The following is a 17,836-nucleotide window of genomic DNA, read 5'->3' on the forward strand; positions in this document are numbered from 1 at the left end:
TTACATTTTTATGTCTCATCTTTTCCTAATTTATCAAATTTGCATCTTGAAACAACGGGCTACCCTAATCTGCACATTTACGAAAAACACTGCTCTACAAGCTCAAATATTCTAAAATACCGTCGACAATCGCCTGAGCACACTGATCCTGATACGACGCTGTAAGCATTAGAGCTTCATCTGCTGGATTACTCAAAAATCCTAATTCGAGCAGCACAGCCGGCATCGTTGTTTCCCGGGTCACATGAAGACTCGCTACTTTTACTCCACGATCCTTAAGTCCTGTTACAGGCAGCACATGCTTGTGAAGAGTCTCTGCTAAACTCTTGCTCTCATTCCGTGTATATAACGTTTCAATCCCGCTTGGAACCGGAGTCGTAAATTTGTTTCCATGAATGGACACAAATAGATCCGCTTGGTTCAGCTTGGCTATATCCACCCGTTGCTGCAAGGAAAGCTCCGTATCATCCTGACGTGTAATCACAGTCTGGATAGTGGCATGTTGTTCTAGAAGTGCTTTCACTTTAAGTCCTACAGCTAGATTAAAATCTTTTTCGTAGGCTCCGGTTACACTGACCGCACCAGACTGACGCCCGCCATGCCCAGGATCAATAACAATCACAGTTTTACCATCATTATCCGGTAATGCTGGTTGACTGCCTGAAGTTCCATTCGCAGCCGAGAGGTCAACGAGCAACACGTTATTATCTCCAAGTGACCAATTTGCTGTTGCACTTTGAGTCAGATCTAACACCACTCTTACTGTCGAAGGCGACTGGCTGAACATGGCGAATCGGACTTTCGAAACGAGAGTTGAGTCCGTGACGGCCAGTTGCCCGCTTCCATCGGGGGTTGATGCCTGTCCCTGCACAAATGTTTGGGAGAAGGACGTATCCGGCAAATCCACTATAATTCGCTCAGGTCCGCTGATGCTGGATACTTTAGGACTAATGCTTCCATTGGTTGCGATGATCAAACGGTCCCCACTGTAACTGATGCTCTGCAATTCCGTCTGGCCAACCGGGGCAGGAGTAACCACAGGATCGCTATCAGGCTCCGTATCCACAACAGGTGGAATGCTGAGAAGGCTGACCGTTTTAGTACTATTGTCCCAGCCAACCTGTAGGCCCATGCCCTCACCTACGAAACGCAAAGGGACAAGTGTCGTGCCCTGTTTAATCAGGGGAGGTGCATCCAGATCGACAATATGGCCATTAATCGTAGCTGCATCCTTTCCAGCCGTCATCTCAATGGAGCTATTGCCCCGCTGAACGTGCACAGTTTGTGTTGCCTGTTCCCATTTCACGTCGTAACCCAGGTTTTCGGATACAATCCGGATCGGAACCATGACCGTTTTGCCAATGCTCTCCGACGGCGCTCCTGCCTTCTGATCAATGGTGACTCCATCAAGCACGATCGAAGGCGCACGGTCTGCATGAGCCATCATGGGAAAAAGACAAAGGAACAGAAAAAAAATGACTGCTGCCGACCATTTCTTCATACGTCATCCACCATTCTTAGTAAGTTATAAATCTATATAATTGGGACGACGTCAATCAATCGTTCAACTTATATAGATTTGTGTCCTGATTCGACACCTGTATTACGTTATGTACCCTTCCATAATCTACTATCCAGTCTATCAGATATTGTCTAGCGATCCGGTTACAACGTTGTCATATTTAGTCGGAAAATAAGGATAAAAAAAAGCCTCCATTTGGAGAAGGAACGTAAACATTCCTTGTCTAATTGGAGGCTTTGCGTTGAATCACTTTTTAGCCAAAAAGTTTAGCCGCATGACGCTCTTCATAAGCGGAGATCTCATCATCGTGCTGAAGAGTCAAACCGATATCATCCAGTCCTTGCAACAAGAACTGACGACGGTGTTCATCCAGATCAAAATCGATATGCAATCCGTATGCGTCTGTAATCGTTTTGTTTTCCAGATTCACATTCATCTCATAATTCTCATGATTTGCTGTACGTTGGAACAAATCTTCTACTTGTTCTTCGGACAGTTTAATCGGTAAAATACCGTTTTTGAAACAGTTATTATAGAAGATATCCGCAAAAGACGGTGCGATGACACAACGGAATCCGTAGTCCATGATCGCCCATGGTGCATGCTCACGTGAAGATCCACAGCCAAAGTTAGCACGGGAAATCAGAATGGATGCCCCTTCATAACGGGGTTTGTTCATTTCGAAGGCAGGATTGTTGTTCCCCTCTTCATCAAAACGCCATTCATAGAACAAAAACTGTCCAAATCCGGTGCGTTCAATCCGTTTCAAAAATTGTTTCGGGATAATTGCGTCTGTATCTACATTGACCCGGTCTACCGGTGCCACGATGCCTTGCAGTGTTTGAAATGCTTCCATATGTTCCGTTCTCCCTTCTGGCGATTATCGATTAGATTGCTGCTTCTGTTTTGAAATTCCAGTCACGCACGTCTACGAAATGACCTTTCACCGCTGCCGCTGCCGCCATTGCTGGTGAAACCAGATGCGTACGTCCGCCGCGACCTTGACGTCCTTCAAAGTTACGGTTAGAAGTCGATGCACAGCGTTGTCCTGGCTGCAATACGTCCGGATTCATCGCGAGACACATACTGCATCCTGCGTCACGCCATTCAAAACCAGCTTCAGTGAAGATTTTATCCAAACCTTCTTTTTCCGCCTGGATTTTAACACGACCCGAGCCTGGTACTACGATAGCAGTTACATTGCTAGAAACGCTGTGTCCTTTAGCAACTTTTGCCGCTGCACGCAGGTCCTCAATCCGACCGTTGGTGCATGAACCGATAAATACATAATCAATCGGAATCTCAGAGATTGGTGTTCCTGGCGTCAGACCCATATATTCAAGTGCTTTTTCAGCTGCTTTGCGTTCATTTTCAGTAGGCAGTTCCGCCGGTACAGGAACTTTCGAAGAAATGTCTGTACCCATGCCTGGGCTAGTGCCCCAAGTTACTTGCGGAATCAATGTTTCCACATCGATTTCAACCACATGGTCAAACTGGGCACCTTCATCGGTCACAAGTTGTTTCCAAGCTGCAACAGCTTCGTCAAACTTCGCACCTGCAGGAACATACTCGCGTCCACGCAGATATTCAAACGTTGTTTCATCCGGAGCGATCAGTCCTGCTCTTGCTCCACCTTCGATAGACATGTTACATACAGTCATACGCTCTTCCATGCTCAGTTCACGGATAGATTCGCCTGTATACTCGATAACATAACCTGTTGCAAAGTCTGTGCCGTACTTGGCAATGACCGCAAGGATCATGTCTTTAGCCGTAACACCCGGGTTACGCTTGCCGACAAAACGAACTTCCATCGTTTTTGCTTTGGCTTGTTGCAAACATTGTGTTGCCATAACGTGTTCCACTTCACTTGTTCCGATACCAAATGCAAGTGCACCAAATGCACCATGAGTGGATGTGTGGCTATCGCCGCATACAATCGTTTTACCTGGATGAGTCAAGCCCAGCTCAGGCCCCATAACGTGTACTACACCTTGGTCAACTGTGTCCAGATCATATAACTTCACGCCGAAATCACGGCAGTTCTGGGACAATGTATCAATTTGTTGTTTGGAGATCGGATCTGTAATGTTGAAACGATCCTTCGTTGGTACGTTGTGATCCATCGTTGCAAATGTCAGTTCTGGACGGCGAACTTTACGACCGCTCAGACGAAGTCCTTCAAATGCTTGTGGAGATGTGACTTCATGCACCAGGTGCAAGTCGATATAAAGGATGCTTGGTTTTCCTTCTTCCTGATGAATTACGTGGTTTTCCCAAATTTTCTCAAACATCGTTTTTTTACTCATCATTTTCACCTCATCATAAGTTCGGTCCTTGGAAGAGCCTCGTGTATGTTCGTTTAAAAGTGAAGCTCTTGAATGACCTAAATATATCACCTCGTCCTTCATTGTTCCAAGATATAATATCTATAGATGTAATAGGTTTAACCTATAGCAGGACAAATGACAATAAACCACTGCTATAATACAGAGGTTTTAATTGATAACAATTATCATTATCATATACAGCTAATACTACTTGCATGTCTTGTCCCTGTCAATGTTTTAATTTTTACTTGTTGAAGCCGATTCCTGGCCATCCTTCCCTATGGTGAATAACGAATCTTTCTGTTTTAGTGATATAATAACGACATCGATGAAAGGAATGACGTATCATTATGGAATTCAGACAACTTCAATATACACTAAAGATTGCTGCTGAACGGAACTTCTCAAGAGCCGCAGAAAAATTACATATTGCCCAGCCTTCACTCAGTCAGCAACTGTCCAAGCTGGAGAAGGAACTTGGCGTATTGCTTTTTCAGCGGAATACCAGCACCGTTGAGCTGACACACGCGGGGGTTACTTTTGTTGAGCAGGCCCAAAAGATTGTGGATGCCGTTGAACTGTTGCGTCAGGAAATGTCGGACATCTCACAGCTTCGCAAAGGCAAGGTTGTGGTGGGCAGTATGCCAATTACCGGTTCTCACCTCCTGCCACATGTGCTCCCGGCCTTTCAACAAGCCTACCCCGATATTGAAGTCACATTGCTGGAAGACTCCGGGGTTGCACTCGAAAAATTAACAGCCAGCGGCAAAGCTGACCTTAGCCTGCTCTCTCTGCCTTTGCAGGAGTCCAGCTTGTCTTATGTTACGATTGGCGAGGAACGCATCGATCTGGCCGTACCGCCAAACCACCCCTTGGCTCATCGGGGAACTCCCGGCAATCTGCAGCCTGTTCGAATCGATGAGCTTCGGGAAGAACCTTTTGTTGTATTAAAAAAAGGACAAGGGTTCCGCAAGCTGACATTTGATCTCTGCGAACAGGCCGGTTTTGACCCGCAGGTCGTTTTTGAGAGCACCAACATTGAAACCCTGCAATCGCTGGTAGCAACAGGCATGGGTATCACCTTGGTTCCCCGTTTTATCGCCCGTGCGCCCCGTAGTGAGTTCGTGCCTGTGTACGTTCCACTTGCCGATCCAACGCCAAGCCGTACGCTTGTTGTTGCTTACCGTCAAGGAAGGGTGCTATCCCAGGCAGCCGAAGCTTTCATACAGACGTTTCAACAAACCGTTGCAGAGCTTTCCCAAACCGATTAAACAGTTATCGCAGCACGTTCGTTGACTTCTGTTGCCACGTACAAGCATCCGCTTCGAGAAAGACTCATGATCTCATATCAAAAAAGCTGTCCACGCAGTCTCACGACTACAGGACAGCTTTCATTATTTACAGGCCAGCCGCCAAGGCTGACCTGTATGCAATACAGCATCTTTTGTTACAGTACAATGTTGCTTGTTATTCATTGAATTATGGCAAGTTAACACTCGCTATTCGCAAATAAACCATCATTTTACTGTCATGCTGCTTCAAATATTTGTTTTACCTTATAAAATCATAATCTTTATTAAGCGTATCTCACATCATAACTTTCATAAGGTTCATCTCAGTTGCTCTCGCGAACATAGTTCTAAACCTTACCTTCGCAGATTACGATCACTTGTCAGCCTGTTCTGTTGATCCATGGCACGGCCTTCCTCCTGCGAAGTCTCAGGGGGTGACAGGCCTCCTGTCCCATTCTCTAAGAATGCTCTTAAGTGATCTACCCTTCTGTTGCCTTGTTCCAGTCTCCTGAGCGTATCTTTCACATGGTTGTCCATTGATTGATCATCCTCCTTGGTGACGGGATAGTTATTATTACCCGCCTCCAGAAGCGATAAACAGCTTATTCAAAGTTTCGGTATCAAAACCTTACTGACAGAGTAGATTTTAGGATTTCTAATTACTTTCCGCTAAAATAAATGCTTGGTCTGCGATCCTCAAACACCGGAATACGTCCGCGAACTTCGTCTACCAAACCAGGACGGATGACTCCAGACACAATTTCCTCGCCTTCACCGCCTTCGGCTACAATCTCTCCCCAGGGATCGATGATCAAGGAGTGTCCAAAAAATTCAGTGTCTCCCCCTTTGCCGACACGGTTACAGGCAATAACATACATCTGGTTCTCGATAGCCCGAGCGGTCAGTAATGTGCGCCAGTGATGCAGACGCGGATTAGGCCATTCGGCAGGCACAATTAACGCACGTGCTCCATTCAGAGCGAGAGTTCGAGCTAATTCTGGAAACCGAATATCGTAACAGATCGATGCCCCGGCCGTCAGACCGTTGCCGAGTTCAAACAATTCAGGCTGCGCACCGGGCTCCAAATATTTCTCTTCATCCATTAGCCGAAACAAATGAAGTTTATCATAACGTGATACTTCTGTTCCTTCCTCATTGTAGGCATACATCGTATTGTAGATCTGTCCGTCACGCTTCTCGGCAATCGAACCGCCCACGATGGAGATTTGATGTTTTTTCGCAAAAGCAGACAGCCATTCCCTTGACGTTTGCCCGTCCGGATCAGCAAGCTCATGAATTTGCGGCAAAGCATATCCGGTGTTCCACATTTCGGGAAGCACGGCCAGCTTTGCATCCGGATATTGCTCCACTGCGCGTTCAAGCAACCTCTGCATATGTTGATGGTTAGCTTCCGGATCTCCCAGTTTAATATCCCCTTGAATCAAAACAACCCGCATTTCCCCTTGTTCAGTCATGACCCAACACTCCTCCGAACCGTAATACTTGATATCATAGCTTGATCCCTAGAAAATTCGCAACCGTATTAACTCGGATGACTACCTAACAGTTCAGGTAACCTCTCCAGCAACTGGTCACATACCTGTGCATCACCTGAATTCCAGGCCAGTTCCTCCAAAGGATACACACGGCCTTGTTTTACAGCCGTAAGAGCTCTCCACGCTGGACTCTGTATCAGTTTCTCTGTCGCCTGCCTTGCATCTGGCTCCTGAGGTAGCATGAGGAACAGATGATCTCCAGCATATTCTTGAACCGCATCAGCCGAAATCTCTTTGTATGCTCTGCCTGCTGCAAGAGCTTCCTGTACCTTATGAACAGGCCTGAAACCGAATGGGTGATATAATAATGGCGCAAGTCCGATATTTCCCATCACAAACAAGCGAGCTCCCCGATGGTATGTGAGTACTGAGGCTGTTTCTCCCAGATGAATTATTTCGCTAATCTTCTCCCACATCTGCAATGTACGTTCTTCATACGAACTCTGCCATCGCTTGGCTTGTTTCTGCCTGCCAAACCAGTTCCCTACTCTCGTCAAACGTTCATGAAGAGGCGCATGCGAATTGTAAGCCAGCGTAGGCGCAATGCGCGTTAAATGCTCATACTGATGCTCATCTTCACTATCTATAATGATCAGATCCGGCTTCAAACGAATCGTCTTTTCAACATTGATCGGAGTACCTGCATTATACTCCTCATCCTCAATTAAATGGATACCTAATACTCGCAAATCCCCTGCAGTATCTCCATAATAGATCACTCGCTCTGGATTAGCGGGAATACGCACATCGTGTCCTAACCAATCCTGAACCAAGGTCTGCTGTTGAATAGATCTGTCATACTGGCGAGGAGATAGTCCGGTAATCTGGCGAAAACGTCTGCTAAAATAATATTCATCTTTGAATCCGACACGGCTCGCGATATCACGTAAAGGCTCATCTGTCTTGCGTAACCAATCTTTGGCATGCTGAATTCGAACATGATTAATGTAATCAAGTGGTTTCTGACCAGTACGTTGCTTGAACATTGTCGTGTATAGTTTAGGACGAACACCAGCCATATTCGCAAGCTTATGGACCGTGATTTCATCTCTGTAACACTCATCAATATACTGAATAGTCCGGGTTAACCTGGACTCCGAATTTGTATCCGTGTTTTAATATGCTCTCAAGATTTTCTGATCTCAATGGATAAACTTGAATTCTGCATTTCCCTTTTGTACAAAAAGATCTTCCTCACTTCTATCTCCCTCTATACAGCTCGGGATTGACGTGATAAATTAATGAGAACGTTTTGCCATAAATGAACATCATGGAGTGATATATACGATGACGAATTCAGAACATAGATCTTCTCTTTCAGCCTTTCCAATCCCGTCTGCAAATGTCATGTCACAACTGCCAACGCAATTTTTTGCAACCCTTGTTCAAAATGTGAACCGCGAGATTGCAAGTGGTCATGATGTCATTAATCTGGGGCAAGGTAATCCTGACACCCCTACTCCACCGCATATTGTTCAATCTTTACAGCAATCGGCTGAAAATCCGCTTTATCATAAATATTCTCCGTTCCGCGGGTATGCCTTCCTGAAGGAAGCCGTTGCCAAACGTTACAAAGAAGATTACAACGTTGATCTTGATCCCGAGACCGAGGTCGCTATTCTATTTGGTGGCAAAACCGGACTGGTTCAATTACCTCAAGTCCTATTGAATCCCGGAGATGTATGTCTGGTTCCCGATCCAGGTTATCCTGATTATTGGTCGGGCGTTGCTCTCGCGCAGGCGCGTATGAGCTTCATGCCTCTATTGAAATCAAATGCATTTCTACCTGATTACGAAGCGATTTCTGCTGATGATCGACAAAAAGCCAAGCTCATGTTCCTGAATTATCCTAATAATCCAACTTCGGCAACGGCTCCGCTATCCTTTTATGAGGACACTGTTGAATTCGCGATGCAGAATCAGATTGTCGTTGCTAGTGATTTTGCTTATGGCGCGATTGGATATGACGGTCGTCGTCCTGTCAGCTTCTTGCAAGCTCCAGGAGCCAAAGAGGTAGGCATTGAGTTCTATACTCTCTCCAAAACGTATAATATGGCGGGATGGCGCGTCGGATTCGCGCTGGGCAATGCGGAGATCATCTCCCAAATCAATCTGCTTCAGGATCATATTTATGTCAGCCTGTTCGGGGGCATTCAAGCTGCCGCAGCGGAAGCTCTCACAGGTCCGCAGGACTGTGTCACTTCGCTGGTTGCACGCTATGAATCACGACGTAATGCATTTTACGAGGCACTTTCCGCGATCGGTTGGGAAGCGTCCAAACCGGAAGGTTCATTTTTTGGCTGGCTGCCTGTGCCGGAGGGGTATACCTCTTCCGCTTTGACGGACATTCTGCTGAGAGAAGCGAAGGTTGCTGTCGCGCCAGGTGTTGGTTTTGGCTCCTATGGGGAAGGTTATGTACGCATAGGTCTTCTGAGTGATGAGCAACGACTGCGTGAAGCGGCAGAACGTATTGGCAAGCTTCATCTTTTCAAATAAGTGAAAGCTGGACACATGGTTACAATCCCTTTGCATATGCCAACTTTCCATGGTATGTTATAAGAAATAGTAAACGAAACGTGATGACGGGACCAGTAAGAGAGAACCAGCTGCGCACAGAGAGTAAATTCCATCTGGCTGCAAGAATTTACCGCGGCTTCTCTCCGAAACCTACCCCTGAGCGGCCTGTTGCGTACAGGACAGTGCCTTCTGTTACAGGGCATGAAGCCGGATGATCTGATCATCAATAAAGGTGGTACCGCGGAAGTAACGAACTTTCGTCCTTTTTAACCAAAGGACGGGAGTTTTTTTTGTACCTATAGCAGGCTGCTTCGCAATCACTGATTAATTATGTTTAAGGAAGTGAAATCATGACTTCACGTATTGTCGTAAAAATCGGAAGCAGCTCATTAACCACCGAAGAAGGCGGTCTGGATCGTCAGGCAATCTCCTTTTTCGCAGATGAAATTGCCTCGCTTGCGGCGCAGGGCCACGAAGTTTTGCTCGTTACCTCTGGTGCAGTTGCTGCCGGATTTCGAGAGATCGGTTACCCTCAGCGTCCCAAACAATTACATGAGAAACAAGCAGCTGCCGCTGTCGGGCAGGCTTTGCTGATGCAGGCATATCAACAGGCTTTTGCGGCGCACCGCGTTACTACAGCGCAAATCTTACTGACGCGTACCGACTTCCACAGCCGTAAACGCATGGGAAATGCGGGTATGACCGTAGAGGAACTGCTCAAGCAAGGGGTCATTCCGATTTTTAACGAAAATGATACCGTATCTGTCGACGAATTGAAATTCGGTGATAACGATCTGTTATCTGCGCTGGTTGCCAATCTGGTCAAGGCACAGCATCTGATCATCGTCACAGATACGAATGGGTTGTACACCGCTGATCCACGTAAAGATCCTACCGCGAAGCGATACGACCGTATACCTGAAATCACAGCCGAGATATATGCATATGCCGGCGGTTCGGGATCAGCTGTAGGCACAGGCGGTATGCGCTCCAAGGTGGATGCGGCCAAAGTCGCCACACGTGGAGGTGTTCCTGTTTTTGTAGGCAGTGTGAAAGAGCCTGGAGATATGCAAATGGCTGTCGATGGAACAGGCAAAGGGACTTATTTTGAGACCAAGCTGGCTTCACTCTCTCGCAAAAAACAGTGGCTTGGCTTCATGTCCACGCCGCTTGGGACAGTTGTTGTTGATCATGGTGCTGAGGAAGCGCTCGTTCACGGTGGGCACAGTCTGCTTCCCGTAGGCGTGAAGCGAGTTCTGGGAACATTCCATGCGGGCGATGTGGTCGAAGTGCTTGGCCCCGATGAGTCGCTACTCGGACGTGGCATCGTCAATTACGATGATGATCAGCTTCGTCAGATCGCGGGACTGCCAAGCGGCGAGGTCATGAAACAGCTGAACAGCATCCATAGACTTGAAGTGATTCATCGAGATGAATGGATTACGCTAAAATAATAGCTGAATTAGAGGAGGAATTTAAGATGAGTGAAGTTCGAGAAAAAGCAAATAAAGCCAAAGCTGTCGTCACCCAATTAAATCGGCTGAGTACGGAACAGAAGAACGCCGCACTGCGCACTATGGCTGACGCCTTGATTGCTTCGGCGGATGCCATCATTACTGCAAATGTGGAAGATCTGGATCGCGGCAGAGAACAAGGCACTCCTGAATCCATGCTGGATCGTCTGGCACTGAATAAAGAGCGCATCACAGGCATCGCTGAAGGCTTACGTCAGATCGCGGAATTACCCGATCCTGTGGGCGAAGTGCTGGAAACTTTTACACGTCCGAATGGCCTTCACATCGAAAAATCTAGAGTTCCGATCGGCCTGATTGGCATTATTTATGAAGCTCGTCCTAACGTGACGGTTGACGCTGCCGGTCTTTGTCTCAAAACAGGCAATGCTGTACTTCTGCGCGGCGGCTCTTCTGCTCTCTCCTCCAATCGAAAAATAGTTGAAGTATTACATCAAGCGCTGGCAACAACGGCCATGCCTGCCGATGCATTGCAACTTGTAGAGGACGCGGACCGTGCTTCCGTTGACGAGATGCTCAAGTTGAACGGTTTGCTGGATGTCATCATCCCACGCGGTGGGGCTTCACTCATCCGTACTGTTGTTGCGAATGCAACCGTACCGGTCATTGAGACAGGTGCTGGCATCTGTCATACCTATGTGGATGAATCAGCAGACGAAGCCATGGCGACCGATATTGCTATCAATGCCAAAGCACAGCGCCCATCGGTATGTAACTCCATGGAAACCCTGCTGCTGCATGCAAATTACGCAGAAGAACATTTACCTGCTCTGGCAGAGCGTTTCCGCGAAGCGAGTGTCGTTCTGAAAGGCTGTGAGACAGTTCGTCGTCTTGTTCCGACAGCGCTTGAAGCCACAGAGGAGGATTACGCAACAGAATATAACGATTATATTTTGAACATCCGCGTAGTCGAAAATTTGGATGAAGCACTGCAGCATATTGCACACTATGGAACCAAACACTCCGAATGTATCGTAACTCGCGATATTGCCCATGCGGAACGCTTCATGCAAGAAGTCGATGCGGCGGCTGTCTATCACAATGCTTCCACTCGTTTCACCGACGGATTCGAATTCGGATACGGTGCCGAGATTGGAATCAGTACACAGAAGCTGCATGCACGGGGTCCAATGGGGCTGCCTGCACTGACGTCCAGCAAATACCGGATTACAGGCAATGGTCAGATTCGTCAATAATTTTTGAGTAACCAGTTATATAGGAGGAACGATATACATGAGCCAAGAGCAACAGACACTATTACAACAAAAGATTACTTTCCACGGAGCAGGTGCGATGGCTGAGGCCATTGTACGTGGGCTCATTTCCCGTCTTGTCGTTCGTCCTCAGGATATTACGATGCTGAATCGAAGCAACTTGAAACGTCAGGAAGAACTGAGTACTCGTTATGCCGTGCATACAGGAACAGCCTCAGAATCGCTTGATCTTCTTGCCTCCTCACCGGTTATCGTGCTGTGTATGAAGCCGAAAGATGCCGCGGCTGCGCTGCGTCAACTGGGCCCCCTCTTGTCCCCAAACCAGCTAATCGTATCCGTTATAGCTGGACTATCGATTCGTACGATGCAGAGCCTGCTTGGCCGAAAACAGCCGATTGCAAGAACGATGCCCAATACCTCCAGCACGATCGGACTTGGTGCCACCGGACTTGCTTTCTCTGCGGAGATTACCGATGAACAGCGTAGTACAGTGATGACCCTCTTCGAAGCCGTAGGGATCGTAACCATCGTGCCAGAAGATAAACTCGAAGTTCTCACTGGAATTTCGGGCAGTGGACCTGCTTACGTCTACTATCTTATGGAGGCTATGATTGCTGCGGGAATCCGAGGCGGCTTGTCTAGTCAGCAGTCCCGTGACCTTACTGTTCAGACTGTGCTGGGCGCAGCACGGATGGTACAACAGACAGGCATGGAACCAATGAAGCTGCGCAGTGATGTCACCTCACCTGGAGGTGCAACGCAAGCAGCCCTGAAAACGCTGGATGAAGGAGACTTCTTTGAAAATGTCATTGCAGCGGTAGGTCGCTGTGCAGAGCGTTCACGTGAGATGGGAGCTGCGCTGGAAGGAGATTTAAAACATGAATAATATGTGTACCGCCACATATCGTCTGCATGATGATCATGCTGATTTTCACAAAAAGGCCCAATCCATTGCCATCGGAATGACCGTCGGCAGCTGGACCGAGTTGCCTCAGGCGCGGCGTGAGGCAATGCAAAAACATCTGGGTGAAGTGATCAAGGTCGAGGTTCATGAAGCGGAAGGATTAACAGCCGGAGAGCGCTATGCAGATATCACCATTGGATATCCAGATATCAACTTTAGTCAAGATATCCCTGCTTTGCTTGTCACCGTCTTCGGTAAAATTTCGATGGATGGGCGCATCAAACTGAACCATCTCGGATTTTCAGATGGATTCCTGCGCGCTTTCCCGGGACCCAAATTTGGCCTGAACGGTGTGCGGGATCTGCTCGGGGTTCATGATCGTCCTTTACTGATGAGTATCTTCAAATCCGTTATTGGACTGAATGCGGAAGAACTACGGGAACAGTTTATCCGTCAAGCTCTTGGCGGCGTTGATCTGATCAAAGATGACGAAATCTTGTTTGAGAATAAACTTACACCGATTGAAAAAAGAGTGGAAGTCTGCATGAAGGCGGCCGAACAGGCTCGCCAAGAAACAGGCAAAAAACTTCTATACGCCACTAATTTGACGGGACCTACCTCCCGTTTGAAACAACAGGCTGAACGTGCCATCGGCGCAGGAGCCAATGCGTTGCTCTTCAATGTGCTGTCCTATGGTTATGATGTGCTGCACGAACTAAGCAGTGATCCTGACATCAATGTGCCCATCATGGCTCACCCTGCACTTGCCGGTGCCTTGTATCCATCACCGCATTACGGTATTTCCGCGTCCGTCGTATTGGGACAGTTAATGCGTCTCGCCGGTGCTGATCTCGTGCTCTTCCCTTCACCTTACGGCTCGGTTACGATGCCGAAGGAAGAAAATATGGCGATCACTGAGCAATTGCTCACATCCGATCTACCTGTAAGAACAAGTATGCCCGTGCCTTCAGCAGGAATCCATCCAGGACTTGTTCCGATGATTCTGAGAGACTTCGGCAAGGATGTGATTGTCAATGCCGGGGGCGGAATTCACGGACATCCCATGGGAACCGAAGCAGGTGGACGTGCGTTCCTGCAAGCCATTGAAGCCGCTGGGCGCTCCATTCCACTGGCCGAGTATGCTTCCGAGCACCCCGAGCTGAAAAGCGCACTTGATCTGTGGGGTGGAGAACGATGAGATCAGATAAGAAAACAGCGATTTTCTGTGATTTTGATGGAACGATTACACTCTCAGACAACATTGTAGCCATTATGAAACACTTCAAACCAGAAGGCATTGATGCCATCATGAAAGATACCATTGAACAAAAAGTATCTCTGCGCGAAGGGGTTGGAGCAATGTTTGCTCTCCTGCCCTCTTCGCAAAAAAACGAAATTGTCGAATTTGTCCTCGGACAAGCAGGCATCCGAGAAGGATTCCAAGCATTCCTGGATTATGTTCGCAGCGAAGGCATCGAATTCAATGTGACCAGCGGTGGCATGGACTTTTTCATCGAACCTTTACTTGCTCCATTCGACATTCCGCAGGATCATGTCTACTGCAACGGTGCAGATTTCTCTGGTGAATATATTCGTATTGAATGGCCGCATCCTTGTCAGCCTCCTTGCAATAACGGCTGCGGGATGTGTAAAACGACCGTAATCCGCACGTTCCCGGAAGAACAGTACAACCGGATTCTGATCGGAGACAGCCTGACGGACTTCGAAGGAGCTAAAATTGCGGACCTGGTCTACTCCCGCTCCATTCTAACGGATAAATGTGTAGAACTTGGTGTAGATCATGTGCCGTTTACGACCTTTTATGACATCATCGAAGATATGAAGCAGAAGAAATTACAAGGAGTGCTTTAGACATGGGTTTTGAAAAGATTACACTGGAACGTAAACGTCAGGTTCTCGAAGAACTGGCGGATGTCAAAGCTTTATTCGCAAGCCGGAACTGGTTTCCCGGCACAAGCGGCAACCTGTCCATGCGGGTAGGTGACTTTGACCCGGAACAATTTTATTTTGCAGTGACCGCCTCAGGTAAAGATAAGTCTTTGCGTACGCCGGAAGATTTTCTTTTTGTTGATAAGGAAGGCAAAGCGATCGAAGCAACTACGTTGAAGCCAAGCGCCGAAACGTTGATTCACTGTGAAATTTATCGTTTGACGGGTTGCGGCGCAGTGTTCCACGTGCATACCGTGTTTAACAACTTGATCAGTGAATTTTTTGGTGACGAGGGTCATGTACCGATTCAGGGCATTGAATTGATCAAAGCCTTTAACATTTGGGAAGAAAATGCAGCCATTCGTGTTCCTGTTCTGCCTAACTTCGCACATATACCTTCCATCGCTGAGTTGGTCCCGGGTGTACTAGATGCGAGCGTTCCTGGAATCCTGCTGCGTAACCACGGAATCTATGCGTGGGGTAAAGATGCCTTTGAAGCGAAGCGTCATTTGGAAGCCTTTGAATTTTTGTTTGAAGTGATGTACCGTCAGCTTTTGCTAAAAGGCGTACAAAAATAGAATATCAAAAAACACACCAATGGCTTTAGATCGCCTTGGTGTGTTTTGCTTTAATACCGTTTCTTGTATAATGTTCATCATTTATCCCGATCCTTGAACAAAAAGAGACTTTCCAACTCCTCATCCTTCGTACGATCCGTACTAGAAATCCCTGCTACAGCAGTAGATTCACGCTGTTTTCCAAATAACAACTTTACCCCACCAAAGATGAGCAAAAATGAAACAATAACCGTATTTAAATAGGAACGAATCTCATATGACAGGAACACATTCGGGAACATCTCGTTTAGTTGCGGGATAATCAGGCGGATCGTTAAATAATACAAACCGAGTGCCGCGATCCCGAATCCAATGAATCGTTGATACCGTACCCAGTCTTTGAAGATCGGCTGATCGCTAAGCTGTTCACGTCCATACCGACTGGAGCACTGAAGTCCGTCGAAGAAACTATAGAACCAAATCAGTGGAATCATAAACAAAAATACGGACAGGCGGAGCAAATCCAGAATGTAGATGCTGCCAAGGAATAGGAACATCAACTGCAGGCCTCTTTTTTGCAATCCGAGATACATATGTCCTGCTCCCGGAAAAGCGGAAAGCAGTGTAGCCAGCACTTTGCTGCGTTTCCCCATAATTCGGCCTGTCTCGAGCTCTTCAAATAACGTTCGATCCTGCAGCACTTCACCAGCCTGTTTGCGATGTACATGCTGAACTGCATCGAACATACAATATACCCAGATCACAGGTAGAATGAGTAGAAACATCAAAAATATAGATTCGTTGGTGATGGCTGATACAAAAACCATCATGGCAAATGAACCAAAAAATGCGATCAGGAAGGACAATCCGCGGTGAAGCAATCCAAGATGCAGATGCCCAAGACCAGGAACAAACGAGAGCAGAATCGTGAAAAAACGTTCCCCTTCACTGCCCTTTCGGTACATGGGGTGGGGCCCAGCATGAGCTGTTCCACCGGCATATCCAGCATATTCATGCTGACTCTCAGCATCCTGATGATGAATGTCATCCTCACTTCTCGGTCCCATTGATTCTTGCTGTCTAACATAACCCTCGGGATAAGCAGAACCTTGAGGATGTGCGGGAGGATTGCCATAGTACATGCCTTGTCCGTTGTAATACGTTTCTCTAATTGGAGGTGCAGAGAGTAGCACAATGATCATGTCGAGCATACTAAGACACCAGACAAAGAGCAACCCCAACAGTCCAACGATTAATAAATCCTTGTCACCGACCAAATAGGCCAGCATAAAAAAACCTATTCCTGTTCCGAAGAATAACAACGGGTAAACTACAGCCCGAACCGTTCGTCGCCAATAGAGGAACCCAAGCCCGGGAAACAGGTTTAATAAAAATGCAAGTAGTTTATTACGATCTGAATGCACAGTCGTCATCCTTTCTATTCAGGCCATTTAAGACTAATCAAGGTTTGGGTTTAAAGTTATCGAGCCATGAGGTAGCTGCCTCCGTCCATTTCTGAGTAAATGAACCTGCAGTGTCACCTTCTTGGAATTTATGATAAGGAGCCACCCTGTCGAACAGTCCGGAAGAGAGAAAAATCAATGTCAAACAGGCTGCCACGGCGTAATGAAATGCTCGATGTTCAAACCATCTGCGGTTCCGTCCGCCTCGAGAATTACGCGCTTTGCCATTAGAAGCCAAGCTCTCAATTCGATTCATCACGGAATTTGTAAAATCATCTGAATTCGGTAATGCAGGGTAATCTTGCTTCGACTCCAAAGCTACAAGATATCTTGCCATCTCATCTGGTTCGCTCAACAGCAACTGCTCCATCCGGACTGCTTGATTGCCGCTAATTCGGCCTTCAATATAGTCCGTCCACTGCTGTACGGTATACATCTCTTTTTTACTCACGCCATTCCTCCTCCTTCCAATGATTTCGAATCCACTGTCTGGCTCGGTATAACCTTGATTCTACCGTTTTTACAGCCACCTGAGCCTCATGGGCAATTTGCTCATAGTTTTTCTCGCTCAAATAATACGCGGTAATAATGTCACGGTGCTGGGCCGGTAGCCGATTAATTCGTTCACGAAGTTTCTCCTGTTGTTCTTCACGAATGATACGGGTTAGAACGTCTTCATCCCGTCCTGGCAGATTTACTACCATTTCATCTCCGCCCAGATCTTCAGCAATTCTCCTGCCCAGTTTGCGTTTGGCATCAATAGCCTTGTGAAAAGCAATACGTGATATCCACGTCTTGAACCCTTCGGATCGGTAATCGGGGAGAGATTTATAAATCTGAATGAACGCCTCCTGAGCCGCATCCTGTGCATCCTGATCGTTACGTAAGACAGAATACGCAACATGATAGACATGTTGGCTGTATTTGTCGATCAGAATTCTCATTAGGGATGCATCCCCTTGACGGATTTGTTCAATTATTAGCGCTTCGTCAATAACT

The 17,836-nt window shown here is 47.1% G+C and carries 17 protein-coding genes; 8 read left to right on the top strand and 9 right to left on the bottom strand.

The genetic code is table 11. The annotated features are described in order from the left end of the window. Positions 1-94 precede the first annotated feature (94 nt). The 3 genes from AC1VYS_RS17355 to leuC all read right to left on the bottom strand — a co-directional run bounded on the left by AC1VYS_RS17355 (position 95) and on the right by leuC (position 3,831). Positions 95-1,501, bottom strand: a complete 1,407-nt coding sequence (locus AC1VYS_RS17355; protein WP_482910746.1) for an N-acetylmuramoyl-L-alanine amidase family protein — start codon at positions 1,499-1,501, stop codon at positions 95-97. 274 nt (positions 1,502-1,775) lie between these two features. Continuing rightward, entirely contained in the window at positions 1,776-2,378 is a 603-nt protein-coding gene (gene leuD, locus AC1VYS_RS17360; RefSeq protein WP_482910747.1) for a 3-isopropylmalate dehydratase small subunit, read from the bottom strand. 31 nt (positions 2,379-2,409) lie between these two features. Beyond that, a complete protein-coding gene (gene leuC, locus AC1VYS_RS17365) occupies positions 2,410-3,831 on the bottom strand; it encodes a 3-isopropylmalate dehydratase large subunit (RefSeq protein ID WP_482910748.1) in 1,422 nt (473 codons plus the stop codon). 371 nt (positions 3,832-4,202) lie between these two features. Here leuC and AC1VYS_RS17370 point away from each other — a divergent pair, with 371 nt between their 5' ends. Further along, positions 4,203-5,123: a LysR family transcriptional regulator gene (locus AC1VYS_RS17370; RefSeq protein WP_482910749.1), complete on the top strand. Its 921-nt coding sequence runs from the start codon at positions 4,203-4,205 to the stop codon at positions 5,121-5,123. 375 nt (positions 5,124-5,498) lie between these two features. On the opposite strand, the gene AC1VYS_RS17375 is transcribed toward AC1VYS_RS17370, so the two are convergent. The 3 genes from AC1VYS_RS17375 to AC1VYS_RS17385 form a co-directional block, all read right to left on the bottom strand. Continuing rightward, positions 5,499-5,681, bottom strand: a complete 183-nt coding sequence (locus AC1VYS_RS17375) for a hypothetical protein (protein ID WP_482910750.1) — start codon at positions 5,679-5,681, stop codon at positions 5,499-5,501. A 122-nt stretch (positions 5,682-5,803) separates the two neighbouring features. After that, positions 5,804-6,619 carry a carbon-nitrogen family hydrolase gene (locus tag AC1VYS_RS17380; protein ID WP_482910751.1) on the bottom strand — a complete coding sequence of 272 codons (816 nt, stop codon included), beginning with the start codon at positions 6,617-6,619 and terminating at the stop codon, positions 5,804-5,806. Between the two features lie 68 nt (positions 6,620-6,687). After that, complete coding sequence (locus AC1VYS_RS17385) at positions 6,688-7,719, bottom strand: ABC transporter substrate-binding protein (protein ID WP_482910752.1); 1,032 nt, start codon at positions 7,717-7,719, stop codon at positions 6,688-6,690. A gap of 268 nt (positions 7,720-7,987) precedes the next feature. Between AC1VYS_RS17385 and AC1VYS_RS17390 the strand changes: the two genes are divergently transcribed. The 7 genes from AC1VYS_RS17390 (at position 7,988) to AC1VYS_RS17420 (ending at position 15,395) form a co-directional block, all read left to right on the top strand. After that, a complete protein-coding gene (locus tag AC1VYS_RS17390; protein WP_482910753.1) occupies positions 7,988-9,196 on the top strand; it encodes an aminotransferase class I/II-fold pyridoxal phosphate-dependent enzyme in 1,209 nt (402 codons plus the stop codon). Positions 9,197-9,567: 371 nt separating this feature from the next. Further along, positions 9,568-10,671 carry a glutamate 5-kinase gene (gene proB / locus AC1VYS_RS17395; RefSeq protein ID WP_482910754.1) on the top strand — a complete coding sequence of 368 codons (1,104 nt, stop codon included), beginning with the start codon at positions 9,568-9,570 and terminating at the stop codon, positions 10,669-10,671. Positions 10,672-10,697: 26 nt separating this feature from the next. Next, positions 10,698-11,945 (top strand): glutamate-5-semialdehyde dehydrogenase, encoded by a 1,248-nt coding sequence (locus AC1VYS_RS17400; RefSeq protein WP_482910755.1) that lies wholly within the window; start codon positions 10,698-10,700, stop codon positions 11,943-11,945. A 37-nt stretch (positions 11,946-11,982) separates the two neighbouring features. Then, the gene (gene proC / locus AC1VYS_RS17405) at positions 11,983-12,849 is read left to right on the top strand and encodes a pyrroline-5-carboxylate reductase (RefSeq protein ID WP_482910756.1); all 867 of its coding nucleotides are present in this window, start codon (positions 11,983-11,985) and stop codon (positions 12,847-12,849) included. Then, positions 12,842-14,065 (top strand): 2,3-diketo-5-methylthiopentyl-1-phosphate enolase, encoded by a 1,224-nt coding sequence (locus AC1VYS_RS17410; protein ID WP_482910757.1) that lies wholly within the window; start codon positions 12,842-12,844, stop codon positions 14,063-14,065. The genes proC and AC1VYS_RS17410 overlap by 8 nt, the downstream gene beginning before the upstream one ends. Beyond that, the gene (locus AC1VYS_RS17415) at positions 14,062-14,739 is read left to right on the top strand and encodes a 2-hydroxy-3-keto-5-methylthiopentenyl-1-phosphate phosphatase (RefSeq protein WP_482910758.1); all 678 of its coding nucleotides are present in this window, start codon (positions 14,062-14,064) and stop codon (positions 14,737-14,739) included. The genes AC1VYS_RS17410 and AC1VYS_RS17415 overlap by 4 nt, the downstream gene beginning before the upstream one ends. Before the next feature lie 2 nt (positions 14,740-14,741). Next, positions 14,742-15,395 (top strand): methylthioribulose 1-phosphate dehydratase, encoded by a 654-nt coding sequence (locus AC1VYS_RS17420; RefSeq protein ID WP_482910759.1) that lies wholly within the window; start codon positions 14,742-14,744, stop codon positions 15,393-15,395. A 77-nt stretch (positions 15,396-15,472) separates the two neighbouring features. On the opposite strand, the gene AC1VYS_RS17425 is transcribed toward AC1VYS_RS17420, so the two are convergent. Genes AC1VYS_RS17425 through AC1VYS_RS17435 form a run of 3 tightly spaced genes read right to left on the bottom strand, consistent with a single transcriptional unit; the run spans position 15,473 to position 17,781 of the window. Continuing rightward, positions 15,473-16,807, bottom strand: a complete 1,335-nt coding sequence (locus AC1VYS_RS17425) for a multi-tm2 domain protein (RefSeq protein ID WP_482910760.1) — start codon at positions 16,805-16,807, stop codon at positions 15,473-15,475. Positions 16,808-16,835: 28 nt separating this feature from the next. After that, entirely contained in the window at positions 16,836-17,288 is a 453-nt protein-coding gene (locus AC1VYS_RS17430) for a hypothetical protein (protein ID WP_482910761.1), read from the bottom strand. Then, positions 17,281-17,781, bottom strand: a complete 501-nt coding sequence (locus AC1VYS_RS17435; protein ID WP_482910762.1) for an RNA polymerase sigma factor — start codon at positions 17,779-17,781, stop codon at positions 17,281-17,283. Before AC1VYS_RS17435 ends, AC1VYS_RS17430 begins: the two co-directional genes overlap by 8 nt. Between the last annotated feature and the right edge of the window lie 55 nt (positions 17,782-17,836).

The organism is Paenibacillus sp. G34 (assembly GCF_056856875.1).